Consider the following 26071-nt stretch of genomic DNA (forward strand, 5'->3'; position numbering starts at 1 on the left):
CCTTGCGCATAACGGGAGAGGGATCGTGCTGTTCTGGCTCACGTTGGTGCCGTTCGTGTTGCTGTTCGTGTGGCTGGTGCCGTTGCGGCGGCCGGCCTTTGAAGCGGCGCCCATCGCCTATTTCGCCACCCTGGTGCTGGCCGTTCTGGTCTGGCAGATATCGGGCACGGTGCTGGTAGCGAGTCTGCTGGATGCTGCCATCGTTTTCGTGGAGGTCCTGCTGATCATCCTGATGGCACTGCTGGTGCTGAACGTGATGATCGGGACCGGGCACATGAGTGCAATCCAGTCAGTCATCGCCAGCGTCTCGCGCGACCACCGGGTGCTGGCCATGCTGCTGGGGTGGGGGCTGGTCGGTTTCGTAGAGGGCATCGCCGGCTTCGGCACCCCCGCGGTACTGGCGGCACCGCTGCTGGTGTATTTCGGCATGCGGCCCCTGAAGGCGGTCGCCATCGCCCTGATCGGCAACAGCACCGCCGTCCCCTTCGGTGCGGCCGGAACGCCCGTGATCATCGGCTTCGCCGGCCTCGGCCTGGATGCGGAGACCACCCGCTCGGCCGTGTTGCAGACGGCGGTCATCCACACCGTCCTCGCACCGTTCATTACGCTATTCATGGTCTGGGTGGCGACCCTCGGCGAGGAACGCGGGCGCTTCCGCGAGTTCGTGCCCTTCGCCGTGCTGTCGGCGCTGGCGTTCGGCATCCCCTATCTGCTGGTTGCCTGGCTGGTGGGGCCGGAACTGCCCGCGATCATCGGCGGCGTGGTGGCAATGGCGGTGATTGCCCTGGCGGCCCATCGCGGCTTCCTGCTACCCCGGCACGAACGGCGCCCAGAGGTCGAGCGGGCCCCAGTCGGGCGCGTGCTCCTGGCCTTTGTGCCGTTCGCGGTCATGGCCGTGGCACTGATCGCCTCGCGCACCATCATGCCGCTGCGCGAGGCCCTGCAGTCCGTGCGCTGGTCACCGGGCGAGTTCCACGGCATTGAGCTGGGGCAAAGCCTCGCCCCGCTGTACACACCCTATTTCTACTTTGGCCTGGCCCTGCTCACCGCGCTGATCCTGTTCCGCGTAAGCCGCGCCACGCTGGGTCAGGCGGTGGCCGCCACCTGGGGCAAGCTGCGCGTGGCGGCCATCGTGCTGGCGTTCATCATCGCCCTCACCCAGCTCCTGCTGAGCTCCGGCTCCAACGCCGCCGGCCTGCCGTCGATGCCACAGGTGCTGGGGCAGGGCCTGGCGGAATCACTGGGCGGGACCTTCGTGATGTTCAGTGCCTTCCTCGGCGCCCTGGGCTCGTTCATGACCGGAAGCGCGACCGTCTCCAACCTGCTGTTTGCACAACTCCAGGCAGACACTGCCGATGCCCTGGGCATGGCGCTCCCAACCGTCCTCGCCCTGCAACTGATCGGCGCCGGGGTGGGCAACATGATCTCGCTGCACAACATCGCCATGGCGGCCGGGGCCGCCGGCCTGCAGGCCCGCGAGGGTCAGGTGATCCGCGAGACCATCATCCCGGTCATCGTCGTCTGCCTCGGGGCCGGCTTGCTGGCGCTCGCCTGGTAGGCGCGGGAGTGCCATATGAGCTCGGCCCACGTGAATTCTTGCTCATGGAGGATGATGGGTGCCCCCTTCTTCTCCTCGGGTCGCGTGCATCCGGGACTCACTGCAAAAACCGACGATGCAGTCCGCAAACAAGGTCATGGGTGTCTTCTTGTTTGCCGGCCGTGGTTTCCGGGCAAACTTCAGCAGGCATTTCCGCTTCTGACAGCGGCGGGTGACATGCCAGCAATGACCCGGTACGTAGTGGCGATGGGCTCGTCGCATGGGCCCCTCCCTGGAATACCCATTCGACGGCAGAAATTGCAGCTTCGAGCGCCAATGACACCCGATTTAACCTCGTTTCATCTCCATTTTTTTCGACATTGCGCGTGTTCCGCCCCGTTTTGCGCTCAAACCTGACCTATAGTTCTTTCAAAAACCCCGCCGCGCCGCAGATCCCATGACCGAGACCTCGGACATCCGCAGGAAGAGCTTCGTCGCCCACATGGCGACGGTCTTCATCAACGCCCTCAACGACAACTTCTTCCGGCTGGTGGTCATCTTCATCGCCATCCGCGAGTTCGTCGCCGAGGGCGAAGGCACCTTCTACTACAGCCTGGTCGGTTTCGTGTTCCTGCTTCCGTTCGTGCTGTTCTCGCCATGGGCGGGCTACATCGCCGACCGCTACAGCAAGAAGATCGTGATCGTCTGCACCCGCATGGCCGAGGCCGCGGTGCTGCTGACCGCCGCGCTGATGCTGATCACCGACAACTTCCCCGGCCTGCTGGTGACCACCTTCCTGATGGGCCTGCAAAGCACGTTCTTCAGCCCGGCGAAGTTCGGCATCCTGCCGGAGCTGGTGCGCTACCCGCAGCTATCGCGCGCCAACGGACACATCCAGCTATGGACGTTCCTGGCGATCATCCTCGGCACCGCGCTGGCCGGCTTCGTGATGGAGTTCGCCGGCGAGGCGCTGTGGGTCCCGGCGGCCCTGATCGTGGCGCTGTCCGTCACCGGTCTGGTGACCAGCTTGTTCATCGCCCCGACCCTGGCCACCGACAACCCCGCGCCGTTCCGCCTGAACCCGTTCGCGACCGTCATGCAGTCGGTCACCGAGATCCGGCCACACCGCGTCCTGTTCATGGTGATCCTCGGCATCGCATGGTTCTGGGCTCTGGGCACGCTGTACCAACTCAACGTCCCACTGTTCGCCGAGGTCCATCTGGAGCTGGGCGAGCTCGCGACCGGCATCATCCTGACTACGCTGGCGCTCGGCATCGGAACCGGCAGCATCCTTGCCGGCTACCTGTCGCGTGGCGGCATCGCCATGCACCATGCCCCGGCCGGCATGATCGCGGCGGCCCTGATCAGCGCATTGCTGTACTTCGCCACCGACAGTTACCCCGCAACGCTGGTGCTGATGGCCCTGCTGGGCATTGCCTCCGGTTTCTTCATCGTACCGATCACCGCCTACCTGCAGGGTCACAGCCCCGCTGACCGGCGCGGCCGCTTCATCGCCGCCAGCAACTTCCTGGCTTTCTCCGCCATGCTGGTGGCACCGGTCCTGTTCTGGCTGCTTACCGGGCCCGCCGGTGCCACGCCCGCACATGTGTTCGTGATCGGTGGACTGGCCTCGCTACTGGTCGGGCTAACGGCCCTGCGGCTGTACCGCCGCCATCGCGCGGAGGCGGATGCCTGAGCCATCAGCCTGCATCCCGCAGCCGTTCGATCAGGCGCTGGACGTCCCGGGGCGCGGCGCCCTCGGCATCGTTATCGAAGTAGACATGCACCTCGCGCCCCTGTGCCAGCCACTGCCGCACGCGGTCGGCCCACTGGTCCAGCAGGCGGTCGCTGTAGGCCGAGGCATAGGTGCGGGTATGCCCGTGCAGACGACAGTAGACCAGCGGGCCCGCTATGGCCTCCCAGCACGGCCAGTCCGGGGCATCGGACTGGCAGATCCCCACTCCGGCCGCGTCCAGCTGCCCCGCCACCGCCACGGTAAACCAGCTGGGATGGCGAAACTCGATCGCATGCCGCACCTCCGGCCAGAAGCCCAGCGCGTTGGTGAACGCCTCCAGACGCTCCTGGTTCACCGCGAAGTTCGGCGGCAATTGCCACACGACCGCCCGCAGCCGGCTCCCCATCGGTTGCATGCGGTCGCGCAGCAGCCGAACCGGGTCCCCGGCGTCCTTGAGTCGGTGGATATGCGTGACGAAGCGGCTGCCCTTGATCGCGAAGCCGAAATCCGGCGGCGTCTGCTCCGCCCACCGCCGCACGGTCGTACTCGCGGGCAGGCGGTAAAAGGTGGCATTGATCTCCAGCCCGCTGAAATACCGCGCACAGTGGGCGAGCCACTCGCGCTGTGGAACCCCGCGGTAGAAGTCTTCCTTCCACGCCCGGTAGTTCCAGCCGGACGTCCCGACATACGCACAGGCCATCGAGACCTCCTTCAGGCTTGCCTGCAACGAGTGTAGCCACAGGCCTGACGCCCTACCCGGAGGGTGCCCCAATCTCGCCTGCACTCATGCAGTGGACGCACGCCCCTGACCGCGCCGGTGAGGCTCCCCGGGTCAGGGACGGTGACGACTCGCCCCGGTCGTCACACCGCCTGCGATCATGTGCGCCACCCGCAGTGGTTCCGGCAACCGGCTATGGACGCGCTGGTCTTCCAGAAGCCTCTGCGCCGCCTCGGGACTCAGCCCGCAGCGCTGCACGTACAACCCCGCCAGCGGTTCCATGACGCCGGCGGCCTCGATCAGTCGCCACTTGCGCACGCCCCCAGGAACAGGCCCGAGCAGCGCGCGACGAATCGCGGGCAGATCCGGTGCGTGGCGCGCTACCGCGAGGATCGGTAACCCGGTGCGCGCGTGCAGCGCCGGCAGGTCCACCACGTTGAATCCGGCCAGGGTGATCCCCTGCAACAGGATCGCGTGCAGTTGCGGTGCAAACGGACTGTCCAGCACGCATTCGGCCAGACGCGCGGTGGCGTTGGCTCCGTCACGGCGCACCCGCGTCGAGATCACACCGTCCAGCCGCATGCCGGCGAATACCGCACCGACCACCAGCACATCACCCCGATGTGGCCGCGCGAACGGCGCATCATCGAAACCCACCACGTGTGAAAGACGCTCCTGCATCCGCTTCCCGGTCTGCCGCCTCTCGCGCCGCGGCGTTGCACAGTTCCACTGGTGTCCGCCCAGGCCTCGCCAACCCGGAGCGCACTCGGGGCGGGCCCCACCCGCATCGGCCCCGCCCGCTCCGGCGGCCCATAACGGACTCGCCTCGAAGGGCCACCGGTTGCAGAGGCGCCCGCAATACCCTACATCATGGCAGATACAAGCCCCGTTCCAGAGCAGACCGTGACCGACGAACTGCAACGCATCCGCTTCCTGATCAAGCGTGACGGCGAGGCCGCCACGCGGGAATGGGTCGAGCGCACATTGAACATCTACCGCGAAGCGCTGGCCGGTGCGGGCAATCACCCCCCGGCAGCGCACTACCGCTCGGAGTTCGAGCACTCCATCCGCCGCTTCGAACAGTGGCTGCACGGCAACATGAGGGACGACACGATGACGTTATCCGTCGAGGAGTTCTCCCGGGCGCGGGAGATGGTCAGCGGCCTGCTGGAGGAACTGCATTTGGCGACCTACACGTTCGATGTCGAGCCGCACGACGATGGCTGGGAGATTCGGGTCGAATGCGCCGCCGAGGACGGCTGGATGACCCAAACCTTCGCCGCTAGCCGCGAGGAGCTGCGGCGCGGCGACGACGCCGGTGTGCGTCAGCGGCTGCTTGATGCCTGGGCCGGGCAGCTGGCCGGATGTCGACGCACGCGCTGACTGGACGCCTGACCGTTCCCAAAAGGCACACACAGCCCTTGAATCCACGCCGGCCCGGGACATTTCGTACTTCTGCGCGGTCTCACCCAGTACCTGGACGACTGATCATTGACACCCCACATCTGGCGCCTACCTAGAGCGCACAAAGGGGACTCGCCATGCGCCCGGACCTGATCACGGTATTTGGCGGCACCGGCTTTCTCGGCAGCGCGATCGTGCACGAGCTGATCGACGCCGGACACCCCGTGCGGATTGCTTCGCGCCGGGCGGCGTTACCCGCCGCGCTGGAACAACATGCCCAGGTGGAGCACTGCAGCGCCGATATCCGTGACGATGCCGCCGTCACCCGGGCCCTGGAGGGGGCCAGCGGCGTGGTGAACGCGGTCAGCCTGTATGTGGAACACCGCGACCTCCACTTCACCACCATCCACGTGGAAGGCGCTGCCCGCCTCGCCCGATCGGCGCGCGAGGCGGGCCTGGCGCGAGTCGTGCAGATCTCCGGGATCGGGGCCGACAGCCAGTCGCGCTCCGCCTACATACGCGCCAGGGCCGAAGGCGAGTCGGCCGTGATCCGCGCGTTCCCCGACGCCTTGATCGTGCGTCCCAGCGTGCTCTTCGGCCCGCATGATGCCTTCCTGCGCAACCTGGCCGGCCTTGCGCGCCTGCCGGTGATCCCCCTGTTCGGCCGCGGAGAGACCCGCCTGCAGCCGGTGCACGTGGCCGATGTCGCCCGCGCCGTGGCCAGGCTGTTCGCCGCCACCCCGCCCGCACACCCGGTGTTCGAACTCGGTGGTCCCGACATCATGACGTACCGCCAGATCCTGACTCGGGTACTGGTTCACCTGGAACGCCAGCGCCCGATGGTGCCTGTGCCCTTCGCGCTCTGGCACGCACTGGCCCGGCTCGGCTCGCTGCTACCGAACGCACCCCTGACCCGGGACCAGATCTTCCTGATGCAGCAGGACAACGTCGCCGACGAAACGGCGGGAAGCTTCGCCGACCTCGGCATCACGCCCCGCAGGCTGGAGGATTCCCTTCCGGACTGCCTCCCGGCGGAATGATTCCCGGATGCGCCGCCGCGCCGTGCGAAACCCAGGAAGCTGGGTGTCCTCTTCCTGCTCTCTTTCCGTCCTTTCCTGGTCGCCCCGGATGCGGCACGCCGGACCGCGGCTATATCCGGCGGCGCACACCTCACAAGCCCGCCAAATGTGCACCGCAATTGCACCATCGTTGAAACCGCCCTATGTTCCTGAAGATAACGTCCTGCAATCGTGGTGATCCGATGGCACGAGCGCACACCTTCAACCGAATCACTGTCCGGCCACTCGCGCTGTTAACCGCCCTGTGGCTGCTGGGCGGCGCCGCCGTCGCCGAGGACGACCCGGGCGCCCAAATTGCGCAGGAAGGCAATGATCGCGGCGCGACCGCCTGCATCCAGTGCCACGGCGAACAGGGCCAGGGCCAGGGACAGCCCCCATTCCCGCGCCTGGCGGGGCTCCCGGAGGCCTACTTGGTCGAGCAGATGACGGCCTACCGGGAAGGCCAGCGCCCGAATGCCACCATGGCCCAGATCGCCCAGCATCTGGACGATGACGAGATCGAGGCGGTCAGCCGCCACTACGCCGAGATGAAACCGGCGGGAGGGCCGCACCGGGTGCCCGAAGACCTGGTAGAAAAAGGGCGCGAGATTGCGCTCGAAGGGCTGCCGGAGCGAAACATCCAGTCCTGCGCCTCCTGCCATGGCGAACAGGGGCGCGAGCGCAACCCCAGCCTGCCACCGCTCGCCGGCCATCCCCCGCGTTATCTCATGGCACAGCTCCAGGCCTATGCCCAGGGGGCCCGCAAGACCGCCCTGGCCGGTTTGATGCAGGGCATCGCCCAGGAGCTGGAGGAAGAAGAGATGGCCGCCGTGTCGGCCTACTTCGCCTCGATTCCCGCCCGCGAGGAATGACCCCTTTGCTGCCGCCGCCCGGACCGGACATCAACGAGCCCGGAGGGCGCAGGGCCGTGGGGGCCCGACTTCCGTCCACCCCGCCGGCGGGCTCAATCCCTAGATAGACCCCCGACGCGTAGCGAGCCTCGACCGCAGTGCGGAAATGTCCCGGAGTGGGTATCTTGTTGGCGCGGGACAAGGCAATCCCGCTGTCGGGTCTGGTCTCGCACGGCCCGGATGAGTCAAAACAGGGAGAGAAACATGCCAGGGAAACTGATCGTGGGCGGCCTCATGGTCGCCGCCGCCGGTGTCGGGTATTACCACTACGAGGTCCGGCAGGTCGAGCAGAAGCTCGACGACATGGTGGAGATGCTCCAGCCGCTCGGCACGCTGCACTACTCCGACGTCGGTATCGGCCTCGGGGGCGAACTGCACGTCAACGGGCTGCTGTTTGAACCCAACAACACGGCCATCGGCCGCATGCGCGCAGACCGCATCACCCTGGAAGCCGGAAACCTGTGGCGGCTCGCCCGGCTTCGGCACACGCTGGATGCCCGACGCCTACCGCGGCAGCTCGGGTTTTCCGTGCACGGGCTGACCCTGCCCGCCGGCATCGCCGCAGGCGCGCAGGGCGACACGCCTGCGCTGTGGCTCGACACTGCCGGCTGCGGGGCCTATCAGGCCGCCCCGCCGGATGCGCTGATGGCCGCCCTCGGCTATCGCGACATCCCGCTGGACTTCGGCGCCCACTACCATCTCGAAGAGGACCGCAACAGCCTGACCGTGCACAGCACGTTCGGCATGGGCCCACTGGGCCAGGGCTCCTCCACCGGACACTTCGACATCCAGGCCACCTCGAACCGGGTTCGCGATCTCGCTCCGGCGCTAGTGACCGCCTCGCTACAATCCTTGACCGTGGGGTACGCGGACCGGGGGTACTACCCTGCACTGATGGAATTCTGCGCGAACGAGATGGAGATGGCTCTCGAGGACTATACCGAGCACCACAAAGGCGCCTGGGTCGAGGCCTGGCGACCCTTCGGCGTGCAGCCCGGGCCCGGCATGGTCGATGCCTACGGACGCTTCATCGAGGATCCCAAGGACGTTTCGCTGCGCATTGGCCCGATCGACAACCCGGCGCTCCTCTGGGCCAACGCCGACACCCCGACCCACCTGCTACGTCGGGTCGAGTCCAGCCTGACCGTGGCCGGAAAACACTACGGTCGCGTCGATCTGCGCCCCGTCACCCCGGGCCCCGCCAGACCGACGACGACCGAGAATACGAACTTGAACACGGGCCCGGCCGCCTCGGCCACGGCACCCAATTTATCGCCTGTCCCGAACATCGCACTGAATGCCCTGGGCGACCACATCGGCCGCAATATCCGCATCCAGCTCGCCGACGGCCGCGCCCGCGATGGCGAACTGCTCGGAATCGAGGAGGAGCACATCCGTGTGCGCCGACGCTTCGGCAGCGGCTACATGGTCGTGCCAATCGCGCTGTCCGACATTGCCGAGGTGCGCCCACTCCGCTGAGGCCTGCGCGGCCCGCCATTGTAGAAAACTGCTGGAGCACAACATGGCATTGCACCACGCCACACCCGGAGAGATCGTGGACGTTCGCCCCCTGGGGAAAGAACTGCGCGGATCAAAAAGTGCAACACTGCTGCGTTCGGAACACTTGCAAGTCTTCCGCGTCGTGCTCCCCAAAGGCGAAGAGTTCAGTGAGCACGCCGTACCCGGAGAGATCACGGTCCAATGCCTGGAAGGCTCGGTCGATTTCCGCATCGGGGAAGACCAACTCCAGCGGCTCACCGCCGGCGCCCTGGTCTACCTGAATGGGGGTCAGCCCCATGCCCTCAAGGCGCTGGAAGACGCGTCAGTCCTGGTGACCATCTACCACCCGCGCTAGCCAGATCAACCAATATTTGGCGTGATTCCACGCCACCATCCCGGACTGCACCGGGCCGGTTCCAGGCCCAGGCACCACTCAGCGCCTGCTTGAGACGGAACCGACTGCCTCTGCGCGCTCGAGTAGAGCCCCCGGGCCCAACACCCCGCGCAGCGCTCCGCAAGTCTGACCGAGCCCATTGCTGTCGCCCGTACGACGCCTCATCTCGCGCGCGGCAAACGCCGCAATCGGAGCGCCCCTCGCCCTTGGCGCGCAACCTCATAGAACCTTTACGAAATAATGCGCAAATTCAATCTTAAGGCGATTTGCCGCATCCGCCGCCACCCGGCATTCCTCGTTAAATTCCTCGCTGAACGCACTCTTGGCTCGATGCAGCTTGCGCACACCCGCCGCCCCGATCCAGGCACCATCGCGTTCCAGACCGGCCTCCTCGTAGTACATACTTCCGCACTCGTTATATTGATCTCTAAGCTCGGATCGATTGCCTAAATAATGTTCGACCCTCGCCTGAACCCGCGCGCTCTGCTCCTGATCGATTCTTAGGCTAATCACCTTCCCAACCTCACAGAGAAGATCATCGTGGCTCAGCCCACTGCAATACTTTTCCTTGTAGGCATCGATTTCGCCGTCCTCGGTCGATCCTCTTTCGATCTCGATTAGTGCCTCGTAAGCCAACCGACAGTCTTCCGAGTCTTCGCGAGCCTGATGGCATTCAGAAGACCGATCATAGGCGGCCTCTCGGTCCTTGTAGGGTTCGGCGGAACCACCACAGCCTGCCAACAGGGCTGGAAGCATGATCAAAATGAGCCTGGGTTTCATCGTGCATCCTCGAACAATCATACGTTTACCGACCAACAGGCCGTCTGGAAGAGGCGGGAGAGAGGCGCGGTGCGGGCCCCGCACCATGACCAGCCCGGGTTGCCCCGGGACCATGGTCGGACTTTGGTAGCGCGTAGAGCGACGAAGTCGCGTCCAAGCGCTAGTCCGCGCGTGGCTGGGGCGGAACCGATTGCTTCTGCGAGCTGGAATAGACGCTCAGGGTGGTCACGGTCAGCAGGATCAGTCCCATGCCAAAGACCTGGAGTGCGCCCAGGGTCTCGCTCAGGAACACCACGCCGAACAGCGACGCAGTCACCGGCTCGACCATCGCCACGATGGACGCGACAGCGGGTGCCGTGTGGTTCAGGCCGATGATGTAGAAAATGAACGACAACCCGGCGCCCAGCACGCCCAGCACCACGAACAACGGCCAGCTCGGCGTGCTCAGCACAGCCACGGTCTGCTCGGGATCGCCCAGCCCGAACAGGATGACGACCAGGACCGCGAACGCGATCACCAGAATCGCCTGCGGGCTGCCGTGGGGTGCCGCGAACTTGAAGCCGAAGATGAAGACCGCGTAGGACAGCCCGGAAGCCAGACCGGCCCCGGCGGCGATCGGCGTCACGTCACCGGCACCGACGTCGTAAATACCCGTCAGCAGTACCACACCCAGCATGACCATCGCGATCGCGACCCACTTGAACAGGGTGGGTTTTTCGAGCCCGAGTGCAAAAGAGACGAGATAAACGAATACCGGCGCGCAGTACATCAGTGTCGCAGCCACCGCGACACTGCCCTCGGCGATGCTCAGGAAGTAGAAGGTGAAGTTGCCCGCGACCCCCAGGCCGGCGATCGCCGACCAGAACCACATGCGGCCACTGGCCAATCCGCTGCCATGCGGGCGAATCGCAAGCCAGGCGAGCACGAACAGCAGCCCGATCGCGCCCCGGTAGAACGACACCACCACCGGATCCCAACCCTGGCCCGTGAGAATGCCCCCAATCCCGCCGGACAGCCCCCAGGAAAACGCCGCCAGGGCGACGAACAGCGTGCTCAGACCCACCACTTTTTCGGATGAAAGCGACCTCAGCGGGGTCGGTGCGCCCTGTGCCATTCAGCCAGTCCCTATCGTGGGTCGTGAGTGAGTCCCGACCCGTCGATCTGCTGGTCGGCAACATATTTCGCACTGACTATACGATCGGTCAGCGAAACGCTGCAGCCTAACGCCAGCGATCAGTCGCACAATATACCAGCGCTGGCTGCGCGGTCTTATGGGGCATAAATGAACGAGGTCAGACGCTTTCGCCCAGGAACTCGGTAATCGAATCGTCCTTGTTCATTGGGCGCTCTCATTTAACGTTCTCCGCTTTAGACCGCCACACAGACCGTCAGGATTCTTTCCAAAAAGGCACACACGAGAACCGATTCCGGCCCCCGGTTTCTCGTACCTGTCTGTTTCTTCGGGTTTCCCCGATTTTGGCATGGGATTCGCTTGAATCCTTTCGTCGGCACGTGGCTCCGGCTTGCTGGAATAGCTCAAGCCCGGGCCCGGATGACCGCAGGGGACCCATTGATCAAACCAACCCACATAAAAACCCGCTATCGCATGGTACTGACCGGTATGCCATTCGCCGCCTCGGCATGTGCACAGCAGGATGAACCCGGTCCTGCCAATGCAGAAGGTGTGGAGGAAACCCCCAGCCGGGGCCCGCCCAATCCGTACCTGAAGAATCTGCCCGAACCCGAACAGGCGCGCTTCGAGGAATCAGCGCAGCTACGACCGGAACTGCGACACCGGCAAGCCACGGATTGGGAGAAGGCTGAAGCGTTCCGCATGCACGCCGCTGAAAACGAGCGGCAATGGAACGTGCAGCGATCCGAGTACGTCTACACAAATCTGGTGGGACCTACGATCCCATTGATAGCCCCCCCACGGTTCCCACTTAACGCCGTGGAGCTCGGCCGCTCACGGGCCGGTGGCAGGGGCGCTCTTTGCTACATCATCGACTCCCAGCTATCGCCAATGGCTCGAATCAGGCGCTATTGTCGGAATACTTGGGCCGTGTGCGCCTAACTTTTACCCTGAGATAAAAGGGCCAGTCTCAGCCCCATCAGACTTCCGCTTCGGATAAATATGGAGCCTGCACAGATGACCGAAAAACACCCGTTAACGGAGTTTCGCACGCAGTCAGTGGTCTCGCTCAGGTGGGCTCTCAGGCGAAGCTGGGAAACCCTTCAAGGCCATGGAGGACGTACCCTGGCCCAATTGGCTGCAAAAAATATAAGGTATTCCATCAACATGTGGCGAGACGCGAGCATAGATCGCCATTTAGGCATCAAGACCGGAGGTCTTGTGAAGCGGGAGCATCTGGATACGGACAGCCCCAACAAGAAATTCGCCACAATCTACAAGGCGACGGCCGCCAAGCCTTTCATGGCGATGCTCTCTTATCTCCCTAACAACCCGGAGGATTTCACATTCGTTGACTTTGGATCCGGTCGCGGACGGACGCTTTTGCTGGCGTCCGAGCTCCCCTTCAAGCGGGTTGTCGGCGTTGAGTTTTCTACGACGCTGCATGCCGAGGCGAACAATAATATCGACTCCTACTGCGGCCGCCATAAGCTTGGCAATCGCCCGGAATCAATCTTGGCGGATGCCACAACATTCCCCATCCCCGAGGGCCCTCTTGTCATCTACATGTTCGATCCATTTAATGCCACCGTGACGAAAGGTGTCTTCGATAATATCGTGGCGTCCTACCGTGCGTGCCCCCGGATTATGTATTTCATTTATTACGGGCCTGTCCACAAACAGATTGTCCTTGATACCGGAATTTTTTCGGAGCTCCCAACGGCTCCACTACCGCCGGACCCCACATTAGGTCGGCCGTTGGCTTTCAGCCTCTTTGCCACGCCCGAACACAACAACTAACGGGCTGCGTCTGCTATAGCGTGCACCCCGCCTGTTGCCAGGCGGCGGTGATTGCACCCAGTAACAGAACACGGCCGCCCCTTCCTCGCTTTTCTTCATTGTGACTGCCGGGCGAGTCAGTCATGGATGATGATGCGCCCACCGGCGGGGTCGATATCGACGCGGGAACTCGAATACTCGCAGGCGTCCGCGATTTCCTTCAGCTCTGGCATATTGTTGAGCTCCGCCAGCTTCCGCAACAGGCCGCCTTCGCAGTCGCATTGCATCCCTCTGTCGGGATCGGCTGTGCACTTGAACTCACCCCCGTCCACCGACCAGTCCATGCCCGATGGCATCTCGAGGATGACGGGCTCCTCGCGCATTACCTGCATCTTCACCCGGTCCGTGTTCTCGCCACGTTCCCAATCCACGGTCGGCAAATTGTCTCTGGCCATCATGTCACTCCTTCCATCCGAATATCCCGCGCAGTGTCACGAGATTTATGCCCATCGTGCGGGGCGCCTTCCGACCTTTGCTTTGATGCCGGGCCGCTTTCCACGCTCGAAAAAATAGGCCGATGTCAGGCTGGCGTCCGTACGGTTTCAAACATATCGAAGACCGTGGGTGTCCTCTTTCTCCCAATTGGTGTCCTCTTTCTCCTCTTTCTGACGGGCAAGCGCGCCCGCCAGTTCAGGCAGGACCGCCAACGCCGATCCATGCTCAACCCGCCTTGGCCTTGGGTTCACCCCACGCCTCGACCACGTGCAGATGCGACTCCAGCGAGGCCCTTGGATCCTGGGCGTATTCGCGTACCGCGCCCTCGATCGCCCGGAGTGCATCATCGGCGCCGAGTAGCTTCACCAGAAACCAGGCCTGATCCACCGGATTGGCATCCCGGCCGGGCGCATCGAGGCCGGTCAGAGTCTCGTCGCCGATGGACCCCCTGAGGGATTGGTACAGCGGCCGCAACACCTGCGCCCCGTACTGCTCCGCGAGATACTCGCACTGCTTCGCCACCCGAGAGTTCGCCTCGGGTTGCAGGATGGCTGGTTTGTTCATGTCTTCTCCTTGAGAGCCCCTGAAGGCCCTCCTGATCAACGGCCCCGTCCGCGTCGGTGCCCCATTGTTCCCGGGACCAGACGTGTCACGCAGACCAGTAGTCATTCTTCCGGCACGGGATCCAACGCAGCATTGCGGGATAGGGGCCCCAAGCCCGAAGGGGCTCGAGACACGTCGCCACGCGCGCTAAGGGTTGGTTGCCCGTATAACTCCAATCCATCCCGCAATCCTCATGAATGACTGGTCGGTGACATTGCCAACCCACCCGAAAACTCTGCGTAGCCAGCCCTCGCCCGTCTGTGCGGGGACACACAAATACGCCTCACAACCACGCGCGGCGCGCATATCCATTGCGCCACTCAAGCCGACGCGGCGGGGCCTATTTGTGCGGGAAGGCGCCGCGGCTGCTCCTCTGGCGACGCCGGCCTGCCAAATCCGCAGTAGACCCCATAGCGCGGGCTCACTGGCACTCAGGCCGCCACTCCTGTACACAGGGGCGCCTGTCACAAACACCATCCGGAGCTTGCATGTCCAGGGAACCGTTCCTACTGATCGCCTTGCCCCTGGCCGCACTCATGGCGGCCCCTGCTTGGGCCGACGACGGCGAGATCCAGCGCATCCTGGAGGCCAAGGGGGCCGCATGGGAAGCCGGCGATGGCGAGGCCTGGGCACGCGACTATGCGGAGAACGCCGGGGTAATCAATCTCGTCGGCACGCGCCTCGAGGACCGTTCGAGCAATGCACAACGGCATACGGACTTGCTGCAGGGCCCCTTTGCCGGAACATCGCTAAATGTCGACGTACAGGACATCATCCTGCTCGGCGACGACACCGCCTTCGCGGAGGTCATGTTTCGGGTTTCGGGCATTGAATCCATGCCGGAAGGCCTGCCGGACCGCGGCGACGGCGAGCTGCACACGCGCATGAGCTTCCTGTTCGAACGCCACGATCACCACGGCTGGCAGATCCAGTTCGGACAGAACACCGCCGTGCACCCATAGCAGCCGTCGGGATCAGACCTGGCCTTTCGTTCCCGCCGGAACCCTCCAGGGGCAAACGGCAAGGTCTGACCCCATAGATATTCAACTCTTAGCGTGGTCCGGCGCCGCTATTTCTCTGGCCGATTCAGCCCTTCAGGGTCGCGATGGCCTGCACCGTGTTCTCCTTCACCGGGCGCGGCCGCTCCGGCTTGAAGTTCCGGATGTACTCGACCACCTCGGGGCCGGTGAGCACGGGTACCGACAGGTCGGACGAACGCCCCAGCGAGACATCCGGGTGGGTGAACAGCACGATCGGCTGGATCCAGCGCTTCGCCTTGCGGCTCTTCAGATATTCACTCAGCAACCACACCTGCTTTTTCACCTGCCTGATGGGATTGCGCATCTCCTTGCCATAGCGGTTTCCGCCCCGCCCGGTCTTGCTCACGGTCCATTGCGGCCGGCTCTCGTCACAGTCGATCGCCCCGTTGTTGTGCTTCACCTCGATCACGAACACCGCCTCCGGTCCGGTCACCACCAAGTCGGTCTCCACCATCCCGGTGCGGGACTGTTTGCTGGGCAGATCCACCTGATTGAAGATCGCGAATGAATCCGGGAGCTTCGAAAGCCAGTCCAGGGCCGCATCCTCGCCGCGCGCCCCCGCCTCGATCACCGCGCTGCCACCGATGCTGCCATACAGGGCCGCCACGCCCGCAAGCGCTACGAGCCCTACGAGCGGATGAATGAAGAAGGCCGCAACCGCGACCGGAAGGCCCAGGATCAGGACCAGATTCCGCCCCTTCGCCTGAATCGCCTTCGACTCCTCGGTCAATCGATTCGCGGTCACGTACCGGGTATTCGCCATGGCCCCTTCCTTTTCATTTCCGGAACGAATCGAACGCCTCCACGATGCCAGATTGAGTCCGACTACTGGACCGGCTTCGTTCCGCGGCAGCCGGGATACTGCGTGCACCCCCAGAACTCCTGGCCAACCCTGGAGCCGCGACGTGCCTTCCGCTTCATCATCGCCTCGCCGCATTTCGGACAGGCCGGCCCGGCCGGGGCCTCATGCCGTTCGCGTAGCTGCTGCACGTGGGCCCGGTGCGTATGCCGAGAAGGCTCCAGCCGGCGACCCTTCAGCTGGTCCACCAGGGCCTGCACCTCGTCATCGCTCCACACCTTCGTGCGGAACGAACGGATGTAGCCGAGCAGCCCCAGGCCCCGGACCACGTTATCGGGCATCGGCGTCTTGAAACGACTGCCGCCGACGAAGACCACCACCGAATGGATCTTCTCGGGCTCGACCTGCAGCGCATCGGAAATCGCCCGTTCATGCCGGTAGTTCTGGCGCAGCGGATTCTGGAAGCGAAACGACCGGCGGTAGAAACGTTGCGTCCATTGAGCCTGCCGCGCACCGCCAAAGATCCACCCGCGCATGTTCTTCGTCTCGATGACGAAAATGCCGAAGCGGGACACCAGCACATGGTCGACCTGCGTCGTCCCGTCGCCCGTCTCCAGCGTGACATCGTGAAGCGCGTGCCCCGCCTTGCCGTCCAGGCCCACCGCCAGAATCAGGCGAACCACACGCTCACCCACCCAGCCCTTGACCATCGGCAGCCGACCGATGGCGAACAGCACGACCAGGATCCAGGCCCACCAGAATCGCAGCATCCCCTCCAGAAATGCCCCGCCCAGATTGATATCCATCACATCCCCTTCTTGGCCCTCCGGGCGAGTAAAGCTGAACCAAGCATCGGCCGCAAACAGATCATGCGTGCCCTCTTCTTCTTGGGAAGCCACTCATTCCTGCGCCAGATCCAGGCACAGCTGGATATCCGCGCCGTCGACCGCTCCGTACGCACCGAATCGGACGCTTCACACCTCGCCGAAGACCCCGCACCTTACAGCCCCACTCATGGCCGAAAATGGCCACTCCAAGGCCAAAACCCTTTGCCGATCAGGGCGCAACCTGTTCATTGCACCCTACGCCTGGAGGTCCGACCCGGCCACTCCGGATATAGACTTATGGTACCGGCGGGACTGGTACCGCTCATCTGACAGGAGAAACGCATGCTTCGCATCGCTGCTGTGTTGCTGAGTCTCCTGATGCTGACCAGCTGCATCAGCACCCAGAGCTGGGAGGCAACGCGCGTGCTCCAGGACATCGAGGCCGGCGCGGGACCGAGCACGCTGAAGGCCCGCACCCCCGAGCCCATGCGCCAAACGCTCACGCTCGAGACGGGCGAAGGTGACATCGCGGCCGACCTCTATCATCCCCAGCAGGATGTGGGGGCCCGCATCGTCCTCGTGCCGGGCTTCACGCCACAGGGCAAGGACGACCGCCGGCTGGTACAACTCGCCACTACGCTGGCGCGAGCGCGCTTCCTGGTGCTGGTGCCCGACCTGCAGGGCTCGAAAGACCTCAGTGTGCGCCCCGAGGATGCCGCTGCCATCGGTGATGCCGCGGCCCTTCTGGCCCGTCTGGAAGTGGAGCGCGCAGCCGATGAACAAGACGTGGGGGTCGCGGCGATCTCTTATGCCGTGGGCCTTGCAGTCCTGGCGACGCTGACGCCGGAGGGGGAGGAGGCCATCGACTTCCTGGTCGCGATCGGCGGCTACTACGACACGAAGAACGTGATCACCTTCTCCACCACAGGGGCCTTCCGGGAGCCCGGATCCGCCCACTGGCAAACGCGCACGCCGGACCCGCAGGCGAAGTGGATCTTCCTGCGCGGCAATCTGCACATGCTGAATGACCGCGAAGACCGCGCGATTCTCGAAGAAATCGCGCGCCGGCGCATGGGCGACCCCAAGGCCCCCATCGACGACGTGGCCGATGATCTCGGCGATGAGGGGCGAAGCCTATTGGCGTTAATCCTGAACGATGACCAAGACCGCGTCCCGGAGCTCCTGGATGATCTGCCGGCCAGCGCGCAGGCGGCCATCGAGATGCTGTCCCTGGCCGACCGCGACCTCTCGCATCTTTCCAACGGTGCCATCCTGATCCACGGTCGGACCGACGTCATGATCCCGCACACCGAAAGCGCGCGCCTCGCCCGTGCAATCGGCGAGGCCGACCTGCACCTGATCGACGGCTTTTCCCACATCGACCCGCAAGGCGTGGGGTTTATCGGCCAATGGCAGCTCATCCGCGCGGTGGCGGACCTGATCGCGCGGCGGTCGAATTGACCCTGTGGATGGTAACGAGGTCCGCCCCCGTCATGTGGTCATGAATCTTATCCTTTGGCAGATATGGCCCTGAGGGTGCTGGCGATTGGAATGGCTTCCCTCCCTGGAATGACCCATTTGAAGACAGAAATTGCCGCTTTAAGCCCGAATTCGGGCCTTGATCCGACGATTTTCTTTTCCTGTTCCACCGTTGGCGTGGTCCCACGCCGCTCCTCCTATTCCCGGCGCCCACCAGCCCCGGGCCGCACAGGCGGCCCGGGGCTTTCGGCCGCTCCGGCGTTGCGGGTAGCCGCCACGACGACGAACGCGCATTCACCGCGCCCCGGCCGCAGGGGTTCGATATCCCGCATCCCGGCAAGCGGCCCCGCAAGGGTCTGTACCCACCCATCGATCGAGAAGCCGCCATGCACAAGCAGCTGTTCCACTTCGTCCGCGGAATGAAAAGTGGCGTCGCGGTAAAACACGCTCTCCGACTGATGCGCCAGGTACTCCTGCCCCAGTGGACTGTCGCGGTCGATAAAGCCGATTACCAGACGGCCACCAGGCCGGAGCACCCGCTGCGCCTCGGCAAGCATGCGCGCGGGAGAGTCGACAAAGCACAGGGTTGTCACCACCAGGGCATAGTCGAAGCTGCACGCCTCAAAGGGCATGTCTTCGGCCGTCCCCTCCACGATCTCGATACCCCGGGCAGCCGCGTGGGCCAGCATTGCCGGGGAGGGATCGAGGCCCACCTGCACCCCGAGCGGCGCGGCGAAGCGTCCCGACCCTACGCCGATCTCGAGCCCCCGGCCTACCCACGGCACAAACGCGCGCAGGGCCAGCAGTTCGGAGAGATAGGCCGGTTCGTGCTTGTCGAACCACGCCTCATAGCGCTGATGGTGCGCGTCGAATGGGGCCACCCTGGGCATCGGACAGTCACTCCCGCTAATACGTCGACGAATCTGCGATTGGCGTCCGGCAATGACGTAGTAGTACGCGTCTAACCGCGGCCGCGCGCGGTGGCGCGCAGCAGCTTCATCAGGATATAGCGTTCCCGAAACCGGGCTGCCAGCTCCGCGGCATCACGGGGCGCAACATCGGCCAGGAAAATAAGTCCGAGTGGGGCACCGGTGTCAGCCTCTGTCCCTTGGCCTGACTTCCTTCACTGGAAGTCCCATTTGATGACCGAAATTACCGCTCTAAGCCGTACTTATGCCCCTTTCCGACCGATTTTCTTCGGTTATTCCGCACGTTACCGTAGTCCGACCCCGCTATGTCTGACCTGGTCCGGCGTCCCGCCCCGGCCGCGCGCGTAGGAGCCCAGCCCCCTGGGCGATGCGGCACCGGACACACCACTCAGAGAGCCAAGTCATGGGTGTCCTCTTCCATTTCTTTACTGCCGAGCCTTCCAGAACTCCCTGCCGCTCTATGCCAACGAATGGGCTGCCCTGCCCCCAAGCTCGGACTAGCGCCGTGCGTCACGCTCGGGCCGAAAGCCCATGGGTGTCCTCTTTCTCCACCTCTTTCTCCGCGCCCGCTACACGGGCTCCTAGTATGTGGCCGCCAGTTCGGCTCTGCGGATCAATGCGGCGGCCTCGTCCCCGTCGAGCGAGGACACGGCGACTCCGATACGCGAGTCAAGCCTGCCTCCATCGATCTCGTCTAACGAAAGACTGCCAAGCACCTCGCGGATACGGTCCGCGGCGGCCATCGCCATGGCGGGTGAGTCGACGTCGGAAAGGATCATGCTGAACCGTTCGCCACCGCAGCGGCACACGGTATCGGCACCGCGCACCGATCGTGCCAGCGCCTCGGCTACGTGTTGCAGCACGGCGTCGGCCGCCGGCCACCCCCAGCGGTTCCGGATCCCCTCGAGCGGCTCGACGTCGACCAGCAACAGAGCGACATGCCGCCCCCTGCGCCCGGCCTGGAAAAGGCTTTCCGCCAGGCGTTCCGCCAGCACCGAGCGCCGGGGCAGACCGGTCACCAGGTCGTAGCAGGCGAAATGCCGCGCCCAGGCCTGCTGTTGAGCCTTGCGCATCGCCTGGCTCCGTGGGCGAAAATCTGCCCCCAAGGCGTCCGGCCGGAACGCCGGAAGCGCGCACATGCCCAGTTCCCATTCGAGGGTCCCCGCGCCAATCGAATCTTGCTGCCCCGCCGCAGGGATCGATGATTCAACCTTCCCTGATTGCCGGCTGGCCGAGCCCGAGCGCACCCGTCCGGCCGCAGCAGTGCGGTCGTCACCGGATCGTGACATGGATAATCCCCCTGTGAGCGTGTCAATCGTAGAACCAACAGGTAGTGTCAACTTTTCGTCGGTTCGCCGCCGAATGCACTTGTCCACTCGCTTTTTGTGGTTACTACCTGACCGAAAAAGCCTTCGGGTCTCCCCTCGGTTACAGTCGTTGCGGAGCGCCGTGGAATCGGCTGGAAGCGGCGATAGGTATGGGTTCCCCTTCTTCGCTTCTGCAACAATTGACGCCCTGCGGCGACCAATTATGGCCTTGGGCTAACGTGACGGGTACACGTCACCTGAAGGGAGAAGCGCATGCTTCGCATCGCTGCCGTGGGAAGGCCGGAGGCCGGGGTCGGACCTCGCTACCTGACTGTTTTAACCGACATTATTGTGCCCGCCCCCTGTCCATGAATGCCCTATCCGCCATTTTCATGGTCAATACCGCCCGTCCATGGCATAACTCGCGGCATCCTCACGAACACACGCGGTATCCCCCGCCTGTTCCACCTCGCGCCCCGGCGAACGTATCCCCAACGCCCTCTGCACTTCATCCACATACGGCCGGCTACCCACGGCGACGGACGTTGTCCAGCGATCGTCCCGGCTGGCACGATCCGAAGCCAGCGCCTCTTCCACCCACATTCGATGGCATTCCCTCAGCTCTGAGAACGAACCCATCTCCAGCGACTCCAGCAGCGCTTGCTGGTCCATTACGCGGTATCGATCCGGCGGGTCCTGGATCTCCCGATACCCGCTGGCTTCCCAGTCAGAGGGATGCTGCACCACCCCCGCCCGGACCATGTTCAGGTCGATGTACACCAGACAACGCGCCAAATGGGTGCCGCTCTCTACCGCCGTTGCGTGGTAGCGGTCCTCCCAGAACGCCCCCTTCCGACCCTTGCGCCGGTTGTAAGCCTGACCGACTCGCCCCGCGATCAACTGCATGGCCCGCAGGATCTCGCCACGGCCCTCATCCCGTAGCAGCAAATGCACGTGGTTGGACGTCACGATGTAATTCAACACACAGAGCCCGTAGCGCCGCCGCGCTTGGTACAGCCAGTACCGCCACAACCGACGGTCGCGGGCGAACTTCAGCAGCAACTCCTGCTTATGACACCGGTGAGTGATGTGCCAGACATGGCCCGGCAAGTGATGGCGATTCGCACGTGGCATGGCTTCCCTCCCTGGAAGTCCCATTTGATAGCCAAAATGCCTACGATAAGCCTCAACCACACCCTTCCTCGACCGTTTTCCTTCGATCTTTCCGAGGGTTACCGTGGTCCGACCCCGTCATTGTGCTCGAGCACCCAGCCGCGCCGGTGCTCGTAGTTCTTGCCCGAATAGAAATCCTCGCCACACAGGAACGCGCGGCGCACACAGCGACAAATACAGTGGTAATACGGCGTCGTCTCGACCGAGACGAGCTCTTTCCTGGCTCTCGTCATCTCCGGACCCTCCCTGGTCCATGCACTCCCCCTGAAACCTAGTCCGGCCCGCTCAGACCGTCAAGAATCATGGGTGTCCTCTTCTTATGGCCGAAATGACCGCTTTAAGCTCGAATCGCGCCCTTTCTAGACCGGTTTACCTCGGTTTTTCCGTAGGTTACCGAAGTCCGACCCCGTTATCTTGAAGTCCGACCCCGTTATCTTTTGATAGCGCTCCACCAACTCCTGCAGTAGCGCGATCACCGCATCGTCCCGGTCCGGTTGCTTGCGGTACCGCACCACCGACCGCGCAACCCCTGCCGCCTGACAGGCCCGGCGCTGACTCAGCCCGTGGTCCTGCGTCAACGCAGTGACCACACGGCGCTTATCGTCCGGGCTCAGAGCTTTTTTGTGATCACGTCCTTCAGGGCCGTGTTCTCCAGGGCCAGCTCGGCATACATCCGTTTGAGCCGGTTGTTCTCGTCCTCCAGCTCCTTCAGCCGTCGGACGTCCGCAGCCTCCATGCCACCGTACTTCGACTTCCACTGGTAGTAGGTCGCCTCAGAGACCCCGATCTCCCGACAGACGTCCTTCACCTTCCGGCCGCCTTCGACCTGCTTCAGCGTCTGAACAATCTGACTCTCCGTAAACCGACTCTTGCGCATCTCGGCCTCCTTTGGCTCTAGTGTGCCCGGAGACCTCCAGTTTTCAATGGACCGAATTTACGGGAAGTCGACAGAGAAGCATCCGCGTTCATGGCCAAAGAACCCATTCCAGGCTTCCAACAACTCCGGTTGCCGACGCTCGACAACCCCCGTATCTCCTCGCCCCGCTGTCGTCGCCGTTAGTCCTTTTTGCGGGCTTCGTCCACGTCGTCCGCCAGCCACGCCTTGATCAGGGATTGGTAGGGCATGTCGCGCTTGTTGGCTTCGATCTTGATGCGGTCGAGGAGCGACTCCGGCAAGCGCAGGGAGATCGTCCGGGTAGAAGGCTTGAGATTCGGGAGCTCAACCGCCGCGGCGCGGTTCCAATCGACGTACTCGCTGGAATCATGGCTCTCCCAGAACGCCCGCTCTTCTCCCTCGTCCTGGAACTCAGGGACCTTCTTGGTCTTGTTCATGCCTGGCTCGCTCGTAAGGTGACGAAAGGTCGAAAATACCGGCCCATGGTCCAATAAGCCTCAGCGGGCGGGTGCCGGAGCACCTCGCAGCAGTCCTTCGGTGCTGAGGTCTTCGTCGAGTTCAGGCCAGTGGATTCCGTAGCCCCCGCCACAGATCTCCCAGGTCCGGAGCTGCTCAGGTGTTGCGTGCGCCAGACGCGGGTACCACTCGAGCGGGACCGAAATCCGTCGACCGTCCATCAGGCCGACCACCAGGTCATGCTCGGTGAAATCCACGGAGGCAACACGCTCATCCGCGTTCGTGGCCAAAGAACCCATTCCAAGCCTCCAACAACTCCGGTTGCCGACGCTCGACAACCTCTCGAATCCGTCGCAGCTCGTGCGCCGGAAACCCCATATTCCGCGCCAGCGCGACGCGGCGCAACCAGAACTTTGCCGAGCACGTGCCCCGGTCTACATGCACGTGGGGCGGCTCGTCCGGCTCCTGGCTGAACCAGTAGTAGCGGTAGGGTCCATCCCTGAACACCGTCGGCATTGAGGCCTCCCGCTAACCGAGGCAATCAACGGCACCCAGATGGCGCCAGGAACATCCGTCCCGCAAGCCCGATGCCCTTGATACTTCGCCGGCCGAGCCGCCGGATCGCCGCACGCATGCGCTCGACACACCCCAGCGCCGCCACGTGGTAGGTACCCCGCCCCTTGCCGACATGCCGCACGAACTGCACCGGATCGATCTGGAGGCACTCCAGGATTGGCGGGATATGCTCCGGGATGGCGCCGCGCTTGTCGTCGCGGATCGCGCGCCCGGCCCAGTCCACCAGCTCCAGGTAATCCTCGGTCGTAAACACCACCACATTGGCATGCGGGTCATCGCCTTCTCGACCCAGGACCGTCAGGCTGGGTTGGGCCTCGTCAGAAGCCTCTCTCTCCTGCCTGTCGCACTTGGAAGCCAACATTCGGATACGTTGCTGGATCGAAGTGAAATCGGACGCCTCGGGCGTGTCCGCCATCCCCGCCCGTACCGGGTTCAGATCCACGTAGCTCATGCAGGTCAGCACGGCCGCATCGTCCAGTAGCGCCTGGCTCTTGTAGCGGCCCTCCCAGAAGCGGCCCTTGCAGCCATCTTCCGCATTGGCGCGCCGCGCCAGATGCTCGTTCAGGCTGCGCATGAACCACGAAAGGTCCTGCAAGCGCTCCCGCCACAGGGCGATCTGCGCCTGCGCACGCTCGCGCTCGGCCACCGTGCTCGTCTGCCCCGCCCGGTACCGCGCCACCAGCAGCGGCAACGAAAACAAGCGCTCCCAGCGCTCCATCACCTCGCCCTCGCTCCACGCCGTCGCGCGGTCTGCATCCAAGCGCACCACCAGGTGATAGTGGTTCGACATCACCGCATAGGCGCAGATATCCACCGCGAACACGCCCTGAAGCGCGCGCAGCCGCTCCAGCACCCAGCCGCGCCGGTGCTCGTAATTCTTGCCCGAACAGAAATCCTCGCCGCACAGGAACGCGCGGCGAACACAGCGACAAATGCAGTGGTAATACGGCGTCGCCTCGATCGAGACGAGCTCCTTCCTGGCTCGCGTCATCTCCGGACCCTCCCTGGTCCATGCACTCCCCACAAACCTAGACAGCCCGCCTCAGACCGTCAAGAAATCATGGGTGTCCTCTCCTTGTGCCCCTTCTTCCGCATCAGACCGTCAAGAAATCATGGGTGTCCTCTTCTCTTTACTGGGTTACCGAGCCCCGACCCCGTTATGCGCAGGAATGTTAAAGATCGCCGATGTCCCGCACGGCATAATGCTCTGCCTGCCTGTACCGCTGCCGCAACGCACTTGGCAAAATCCCAAGAATTCCATCCTTTATCACCGACTTACCGACTCCGACACCAGCATGATCACTGAAGGCCCAAGCCGGATCCCTAGCTTTTTTGCACTTGGCGAATCTAAATATTTGAGCAAAAAACGCGCGAACTGAAGTAAATGCCCCGTCAGCGCCCATTCTCTCCAAATTGCACACAATAGCACTCCCGAAATCTAATTCGGCTTTATTATCGAAACCCTTATGCGCCGAGAGCAAAATTAGCTCAGTCTCGCCACTATAGCTCCATTTTGTCTCTCTTTCGATTTCGTCAATGACCTCAGAGAAAGCTACTTCGCTAAAATACCAATCCGTTCCGTCAATGGAGGCCACTACCGCTTGATCTACATAGTGGGACCGCGGCCAAAAAGCACCGTAGCCCACGCAAAAGAAATCGACCGCCTCCCCCGAACGAAGGTGAAAATGAGACAGATGACCGACAATTTCTTGTTGGGCCGTCGGCGCATTAGGATGGGCTAACAATATCCCTACAAGCTTCGAATCGCATTGTTCTTCAAAGCGAACCTTTTGATAGCGAGTTGGGCCATCTGACTCAAAAGATGTCATCCACCCGATCTCATGAACAGGTTCTCGCTTCAAACCGACAATGGTCCGGGGAAGATCGGCCGCTAATTTCTTTTTAATTCCGTTAAGTGAATGAGCTTCGATCATGGATTGTCCTTGTTTTAACTCTCACATTCAGCACGTTTGGGCGGTGCGCAGCCTTGAGGAAGAAAGAATGCGCAGCGGGTCAAGCATCGCCCCAACGCTTATTACCCCTATCCACGCAAACCTCCTAATCAATGCGCAGTAGAAGAAACCATGGGTGTCCCCTTCTTCCGCCACGCCTCACCACCCCCGCCCGGACCATGTTCAGGTCGATGTACACCAGGCAGCGCGCGAGGTGGGTCCCGGTCTGCACGGCAGTGGCATGGTAGCGGTCTTCCCAGAAAGCGCCCTTGCGCGCCTTGCGTCGGTTGTATGACCGGCCAACCCGGCCCGCGATCAACTGCATGGAACGCGCAATCTCGCCTCCGCCCCCATCCCGCACCAGCAGGTGTACATGGTTGGAGGTCACTATGTAGTTGAGCACACAGAGTCCGTAACGCTGACGCGCCTGGTACAGCCAGTAGCGCCAGAGCCTCCGGTCGCGGGCGAACTTCAGCAGAAACTCCTGCTTGTGACAACGATGGGTAACGTGCCAGACATGGCCCGGCAGATGATGGCGATTCGCCCGTGGCATGGCTTCCCTCCCTGGAATGCCCATTTGATGGCCGAAATG

The 26071-nt window shown here is 63.4% G+C and carries 27 protein-coding genes and 2 pseudogenes; 10 read left to right on the forward strand and 19 right to left on the reverse strand.

Features of this window, described 5'->3' with window-relative positions:
• Positions 1-25: 25 nt before the first annotated feature.
• Positions 26-1558 carry an L-lactate permease gene (locus D575_RS0102090; protein ID WP_018144257.1) on the forward strand — a complete coding sequence of 511 codons (1533 nt, stop codon included), beginning with the start codon at positions 26-28 and terminating at the stop codon, positions 1556-1558.
• A 436-nt stretch (positions 1559-1994) separates the two neighbouring features.
• Positions 1995-3233: an MFS transporter gene (locus D575_RS0102095; protein ID WP_018144258.1), complete on the forward strand. Its 1239-nt coding sequence runs from the start codon at positions 1995-1997 to the stop codon at positions 3231-3233.
• 4 nt (positions 3234-3237) lie between these two features.
• Here the strand turns inward: D575_RS0102095 and D575_RS0102100 are convergent, their stop codons facing one another.
• Together D575_RS0102100 and D575_RS0102105 are read right to left on the reverse strand one after the other, a co-directional pair.
• A complete protein-coding gene (locus D575_RS0102100; protein WP_018144259.1) occupies positions 3238-3972 on the reverse strand; it encodes a DUF72 domain-containing protein in 735 nt (244 codons plus the stop codon).
• Between the two features lie 132 nt (positions 3973-4104).
• Positions 4105-4671, reverse strand: a complete 567-nt coding sequence (locus D575_RS0102105; RefSeq protein ID WP_018144260.1) for a DUF99 family protein — start codon at positions 4669-4671, stop codon at positions 4105-4107.
• 222 nt (positions 4672-4893) lie between these two features.
• Here D575_RS0102105 and D575_RS0102110 point away from each other — a divergent pair, with 222 nt between their 5' ends.
• The 5 genes from D575_RS0102110 to D575_RS0102130 all read left to right on the forward strand — a co-directional run bounded on the left by D575_RS0102110 (position 4894) and on the right by D575_RS0102130 (position 9218).
• The gene (locus D575_RS0102110) at positions 4894-5373 is read left to right on the forward strand and encodes a hypothetical protein (protein WP_018144261.1); all 480 of its coding nucleotides are present in this window, start codon (positions 4894-4896) and stop codon (positions 5371-5373) included.
• Positions 5374-5531: 158 nt separating this feature from the next.
• Positions 5532-6434, forward strand: coding sequence for a complex I NDUFA9 subunit family protein (locus tag D575_RS0102115; RefSeq protein ID WP_018144262.1), 903 nt, complete (start codon positions 5532-5534; stop codon positions 6432-6434).
• A 221-nt stretch (positions 6435-6655) separates the two neighbouring features.
• On the forward strand, positions 6656-7324 hold the full coding sequence (locus tag D575_RS0102120; RefSeq protein ID WP_038031896.1) for a c-type cytochrome: 669 nt from the start codon (positions 6656-6658) through the stop codon (positions 7322-7324).
• A 243-nt stretch (positions 7325-7567) separates the two neighbouring features.
• Positions 7568-8842, forward strand: a complete 1275-nt coding sequence (locus D575_RS0102125) for a hypothetical protein (RefSeq protein ID WP_018144264.1) — start codon at positions 7568-7570, stop codon at positions 8840-8842.
• A 43-nt stretch (positions 8843-8885) separates the two neighbouring features.
• Positions 8886-9218 carry a cupin domain-containing protein gene (locus D575_RS0102130; RefSeq protein ID WP_018144265.1) on the forward strand — a complete coding sequence of 111 codons (333 nt, stop codon included), beginning with the start codon at positions 8886-8888 and terminating at the stop codon, positions 9216-9218.
• A gap of 258 nt (positions 9219-9476) precedes the next feature.
• Here D575_RS0102130 and D575_RS13585 read toward each other — a convergent pair whose 3' ends face one another.
• The gene (locus D575_RS13585; protein ID WP_038031874.1) at positions 9477-10037 is read right to left on the reverse strand and encodes a hypothetical protein; all 561 of its coding nucleotides are present in this window, start codon (positions 10035-10037) and stop codon (positions 9477-9479) included.
• Positions 10038-10197: 160 nt separating this feature from the next.
• Positions 10198-11100 carry an EamA family transporter gene (locus tag D575_RS0102140; RefSeq protein ID WP_018144267.1) on the reverse strand — a complete coding sequence of 301 codons (903 nt, stop codon included), beginning with the start codon at positions 11098-11100 and terminating at the stop codon, positions 10198-10200.
• A gap of 1086 nt (positions 11101-12186) precedes the next feature.
• Here D575_RS0102140 and D575_RS0102145 point away from each other — a divergent pair.
• A complete protein-coding gene (locus D575_RS0102145; RefSeq protein ID WP_231367499.1) occupies positions 12187-12969 on the forward strand; it encodes a class I SAM-dependent methyltransferase in 783 nt (260 codons plus the stop codon).
• A 116-nt stretch (positions 12970-13085) separates the two neighbouring features.
• On the opposite strand, the gene D575_RS0102150 is transcribed toward D575_RS0102145, so the two are convergent.
• Positions 13086-13406 carry a hypothetical protein gene (locus D575_RS0102150; protein ID WP_026182012.1) on the reverse strand — a complete coding sequence of 107 codons (321 nt, stop codon included), beginning with the start codon at positions 13404-13406 and terminating at the stop codon, positions 13086-13088.
• Positions 13407-13668: 262 nt separating this feature from the next.
• Positions 13669-14007 carry a hypothetical protein gene (locus tag D575_RS0102155; RefSeq protein WP_018144270.1) on the reverse strand — a complete coding sequence of 113 codons (339 nt, stop codon included), beginning with the start codon at positions 14005-14007 and terminating at the stop codon, positions 13669-13671.
• Positions 14008-14534: 527 nt separating this feature from the next.
• Between D575_RS0102155 and D575_RS0102160 the strand changes: the two genes are divergently transcribed.
• Positions 14535-15008, forward strand: a complete 474-nt coding sequence (locus D575_RS0102160; protein ID WP_018144271.1) for an SgcJ/EcaC family oxidoreductase — start codon at positions 14535-14537, stop codon at positions 15006-15008.
• 124 nt (positions 15009-15132) lie between these two features.
• Here D575_RS0102160 and D575_RS0102165 read toward each other — a convergent pair whose 3' ends face one another.
• Positions 15133-15849, reverse strand: coding sequence for a nuclease-related domain-containing protein (locus D575_RS0102165; RefSeq protein WP_018144272.1), 717 nt, complete (start codon positions 15847-15849; stop codon positions 15133-15135).
• A 62-nt stretch (positions 15850-15911) separates the two neighbouring features.
• The gene (locus D575_RS0102170; protein ID WP_026182013.1) at positions 15912-16691 is read right to left on the reverse strand and encodes a nuclease-related domain-containing protein; all 780 of its coding nucleotides are present in this window, start codon (positions 16689-16691) and stop codon (positions 15912-15914) included.
• A gap of 363 nt (positions 16692-17054) precedes the next feature.
• On the opposite strand from D575_RS0102170, the gene D575_RS0102175 reads away from it, so the two are divergent.
• A complete protein-coding gene (locus D575_RS0102175; RefSeq protein WP_018144274.1) occupies positions 17055-18173 on the forward strand; it encodes an alpha/beta fold hydrolase in 1119 nt (372 codons plus the stop codon).
• 215 nt (positions 18174-18388) lie between these two features.
• Here D575_RS0102175 and D575_RS0102180 read toward each other — a convergent pair whose 3' ends face one another.
• From D575_RS0102180 to D575_RS0102230, 11 genes and pseudogenes are all read right to left on the reverse strand, one after another.
• Positions 18389-19081 (reverse strand): class I SAM-dependent methyltransferase, encoded by a 693-nt coding sequence (locus D575_RS0102180; RefSeq protein WP_018144275.1) that lies wholly within the window; start codon positions 19079-19081, stop codon positions 18389-18391.
• A 620-nt stretch (positions 19082-19701) separates the two neighbouring features.
• Positions 19702-20193, reverse strand: coding sequence for a diguanylate cyclase domain-containing protein (locus D575_RS0102185; protein WP_018144276.1), 492 nt, complete (start codon positions 20191-20193; stop codon positions 19702-19704).
• Positions 20194-20823: 630 nt separating this feature from the next.
• Positions 20824-21561: a transposase gene (locus D575_RS0102190; protein ID WP_018144277.1), complete on the reverse strand. Its 738-nt coding sequence runs from the start codon at positions 21559-21561 to the stop codon at positions 20824-20826.
• Between the two features lie 98 nt (positions 21562-21659).
• Positions 21660-21833, reverse strand: a complete 174-nt coding sequence (locus tag D575_RS14435) for a hypothetical protein (protein WP_018144278.1) — start codon at positions 21831-21833, stop codon at positions 21660-21662.
• 207 nt (positions 21834-22040) lie between these two features.
• Positions 22041-22477 (reverse strand): annotated as a pseudogene (locus D575_RS14510) (transposase); the annotation flags it as partial.
• A gap of 179 nt (positions 22478-22656) precedes the next feature.
• Entirely contained in the window at positions 22657-22932 is a 276-nt protein-coding gene (locus tag D575_RS0102210) for a BrnA antitoxin family protein (RefSeq protein WP_018144280.1), read from the reverse strand.
• 60 nt (positions 22933-22992) lie between these two features.
• Complete coding sequence (locus D575_RS0102215; RefSeq protein WP_026182014.1) at positions 22993-23250, reverse strand: DUF2442 domain-containing protein; 258 nt, start codon at positions 23248-23250, stop codon at positions 22993-22995.
• Positions 23222-23467, reverse strand: a complete 246-nt coding sequence (locus D575_RS0102220; RefSeq protein WP_018144282.1) for a DUF4160 domain-containing protein — start codon at positions 23465-23467, stop codon at positions 23222-23224. Before D575_RS0102220 ends, D575_RS0102215 begins: the two co-directional genes overlap by 29 nt.
• A 25-nt stretch (positions 23468-23492) precedes the next feature.
• A complete protein-coding gene (locus tag D575_RS0102225) occupies positions 23493-24518 on the reverse strand; it encodes a transposase (RefSeq protein ID WP_018144283.1) in 1026 nt (341 codons plus the stop codon).
• A gap of 181 nt (positions 24519-24699) precedes the next feature.
• Positions 24700-25461, reverse strand: a complete 762-nt coding sequence (locus D575_RS14350; protein WP_155985168.1) for a hypothetical protein — start codon at positions 25459-25461, stop codon at positions 24700-24702.
• A 175-nt stretch (positions 25462-25636) separates the two neighbouring features.
• Positions 25637-26032 (reverse strand): annotated as a pseudogene (locus tag D575_RS0102230) (transposase); the annotation flags it as partial.
• Positions 26033-26071 lie beyond the last annotated feature (39 nt).

The sequence above is a fragment of the Thioalkalivibrio sp. AKL6 genome (assembly GCF_000376905.1).
GTDB classification, from domain to species: Bacteria; Pseudomonadota; Gammaproteobacteria; order Ectothiorhodospirales; family Ectothiorhodospiraceae; genus Thioalkalivibrio; species Thioalkalivibrio versutus.

Coding starts and splice junctions, on each gene's coding strand:
- D575_RS0102095 (WP_018144258.1), top strand. CDS start 1,995: ATGACCGAGACCTCGGACATCCGCAGGAAGAGCTTCGTCGCCCACATG.
- D575_RS0102100 (WP_018144259.1), bottom strand. CDS start 3,972: ATGGCCTGTGCGTATGTCGGGACGTCCGGCTGGAACTACCGGGCGTGG.
- D575_RS0102105 (WP_018144260.1), bottom strand. CDS start 4,671: ATGCAGGAGCGTCTTTCACACGTGGTGGGTTTCGATGATGCGCCGTTC.
- D575_RS0102115 (WP_018144262.1), top strand. CDS start 5,532: ATGCGCCCGGACCTGATCACGGTATTTGGCGGCACCGGCTTTCTCGGC.
- D575_RS0102120 (WP_038031896.1), top strand. CDS start 6,656: ATGGCACGAGCGCACACCTTCAACCGAATCACTGTCCGGCCACTCGCG.
- D575_RS0102125 (WP_018144264.1), top strand. CDS start 7,568: ATGCCAGGGAAACTGATCGTGGGCGGCCTCATGGTCGCCGCCGCCGGT.
- D575_RS0102130 (WP_018144265.1), top strand. CDS start 8,886: ATGGCATTGCACCACGCCACACCCGGAGAGATCGTGGACGTTCGCCCC.
- D575_RS13585 (WP_038031874.1), bottom strand. CDS start 10,037: ATGAAACCCAGGCTCATTTTGATCATGCTTCCAGCCCTGTTGGCAGGC.
- D575_RS0102145 (WP_231367499.1), top strand. CDS start 12,187: ATGACCGAAAAACACCCGTTAACGGAGTTTCGCACGCAGTCAGTGGTC.
- D575_RS0102150 (WP_026182012.1), bottom strand. CDS start 13,406: ATGATGGCCAGAGACAATTTGCCGACCGTGGATTGGGAACGTGGCGAG.
- D575_RS0102155 (WP_018144270.1), bottom strand. CDS start 14,007: ATGAACAAACCAGCCATCCTGCAACCCGAGGCGAACTCTCGGGTGGCG.
- D575_RS0102160 (WP_018144271.1), top strand. CDS start 14,535: ATGTCCAGGGAACCGTTCCTACTGATCGCCTTGCCCCTGGCCGCACTC.
- D575_RS0102165 (WP_018144272.1), bottom strand. CDS start 15,849: ATGGCGAATACCCGGTACGTGACCGCGAATCGATTGACCGAGGAGTCG.
- D575_RS0102170 (WP_026182013.1), bottom strand. CDS start 16,691: ATGGATATCAATCTGGGCGGGGCATTTCTGGAGGGGATGCTGCGATTC.
- D575_RS0102175 (WP_018144274.1), top strand. CDS start 17,055: ATGCTTCGCATCGCTGCTGTGTTGCTGAGTCTCCTGATGCTGACCAGC.
- D575_RS0102180 (WP_018144275.1), bottom strand. CDS start 19,081: ATGCCCAGGGTGGCCCCATTCGACGCGCACCATCAGCGCTATGAGGCG.
- D575_RS0102185 (WP_018144276.1), bottom strand. CDS start 20,193: ATGCGCAAGGCTCAACAGCAGGCCTGGGCGCGGCATTTCGCCTGCTAC.
- D575_RS0102190 (WP_018144277.1), bottom strand. CDS start 21,561: ATGCCACGTGCGAATCGCCATCACTTGCCGGGCCATGTCTGGCACATC.
- D575_RS14435 (WP_018144278.1), bottom strand. CDS start 21,833: ATGACGAGAGCCAGGAAAGAGCTCGTCTCGGTCGAGACGACGCCGTAT.
- D575_RS0102210 (WP_018144280.1), bottom strand. CDS start 22,932: ATGAACAAGACCAAGAAGGTCCCTGAGTTCCAGGACGAGGGAGAAGAG.
- D575_RS0102215 (WP_026182014.1), bottom strand. CDS start 23,250: ATGGGTTCTTTGGCCACGAACGCGGATGAGCGTGTTGCCTCCGTGGAT.
- D575_RS0102220 (WP_018144282.1), bottom strand. CDS start 23,467: ATGCCGACGGTGTTCAGGGATGGACCCTACCGCTACTACTGGTTCAGC.
- D575_RS0102225 (WP_018144283.1), bottom strand. CDS start 24,518: ATGACGCGAGCCAGGAAGGAGCTCGTCTCGATCGAGGCGACGCCGTAT.
- D575_RS14350 (WP_155985168.1), bottom strand. CDS start 25,461: ATGATCGAAGCTCATTCACTTAACGGAATTAAAAAGAAATTAGCGGCC.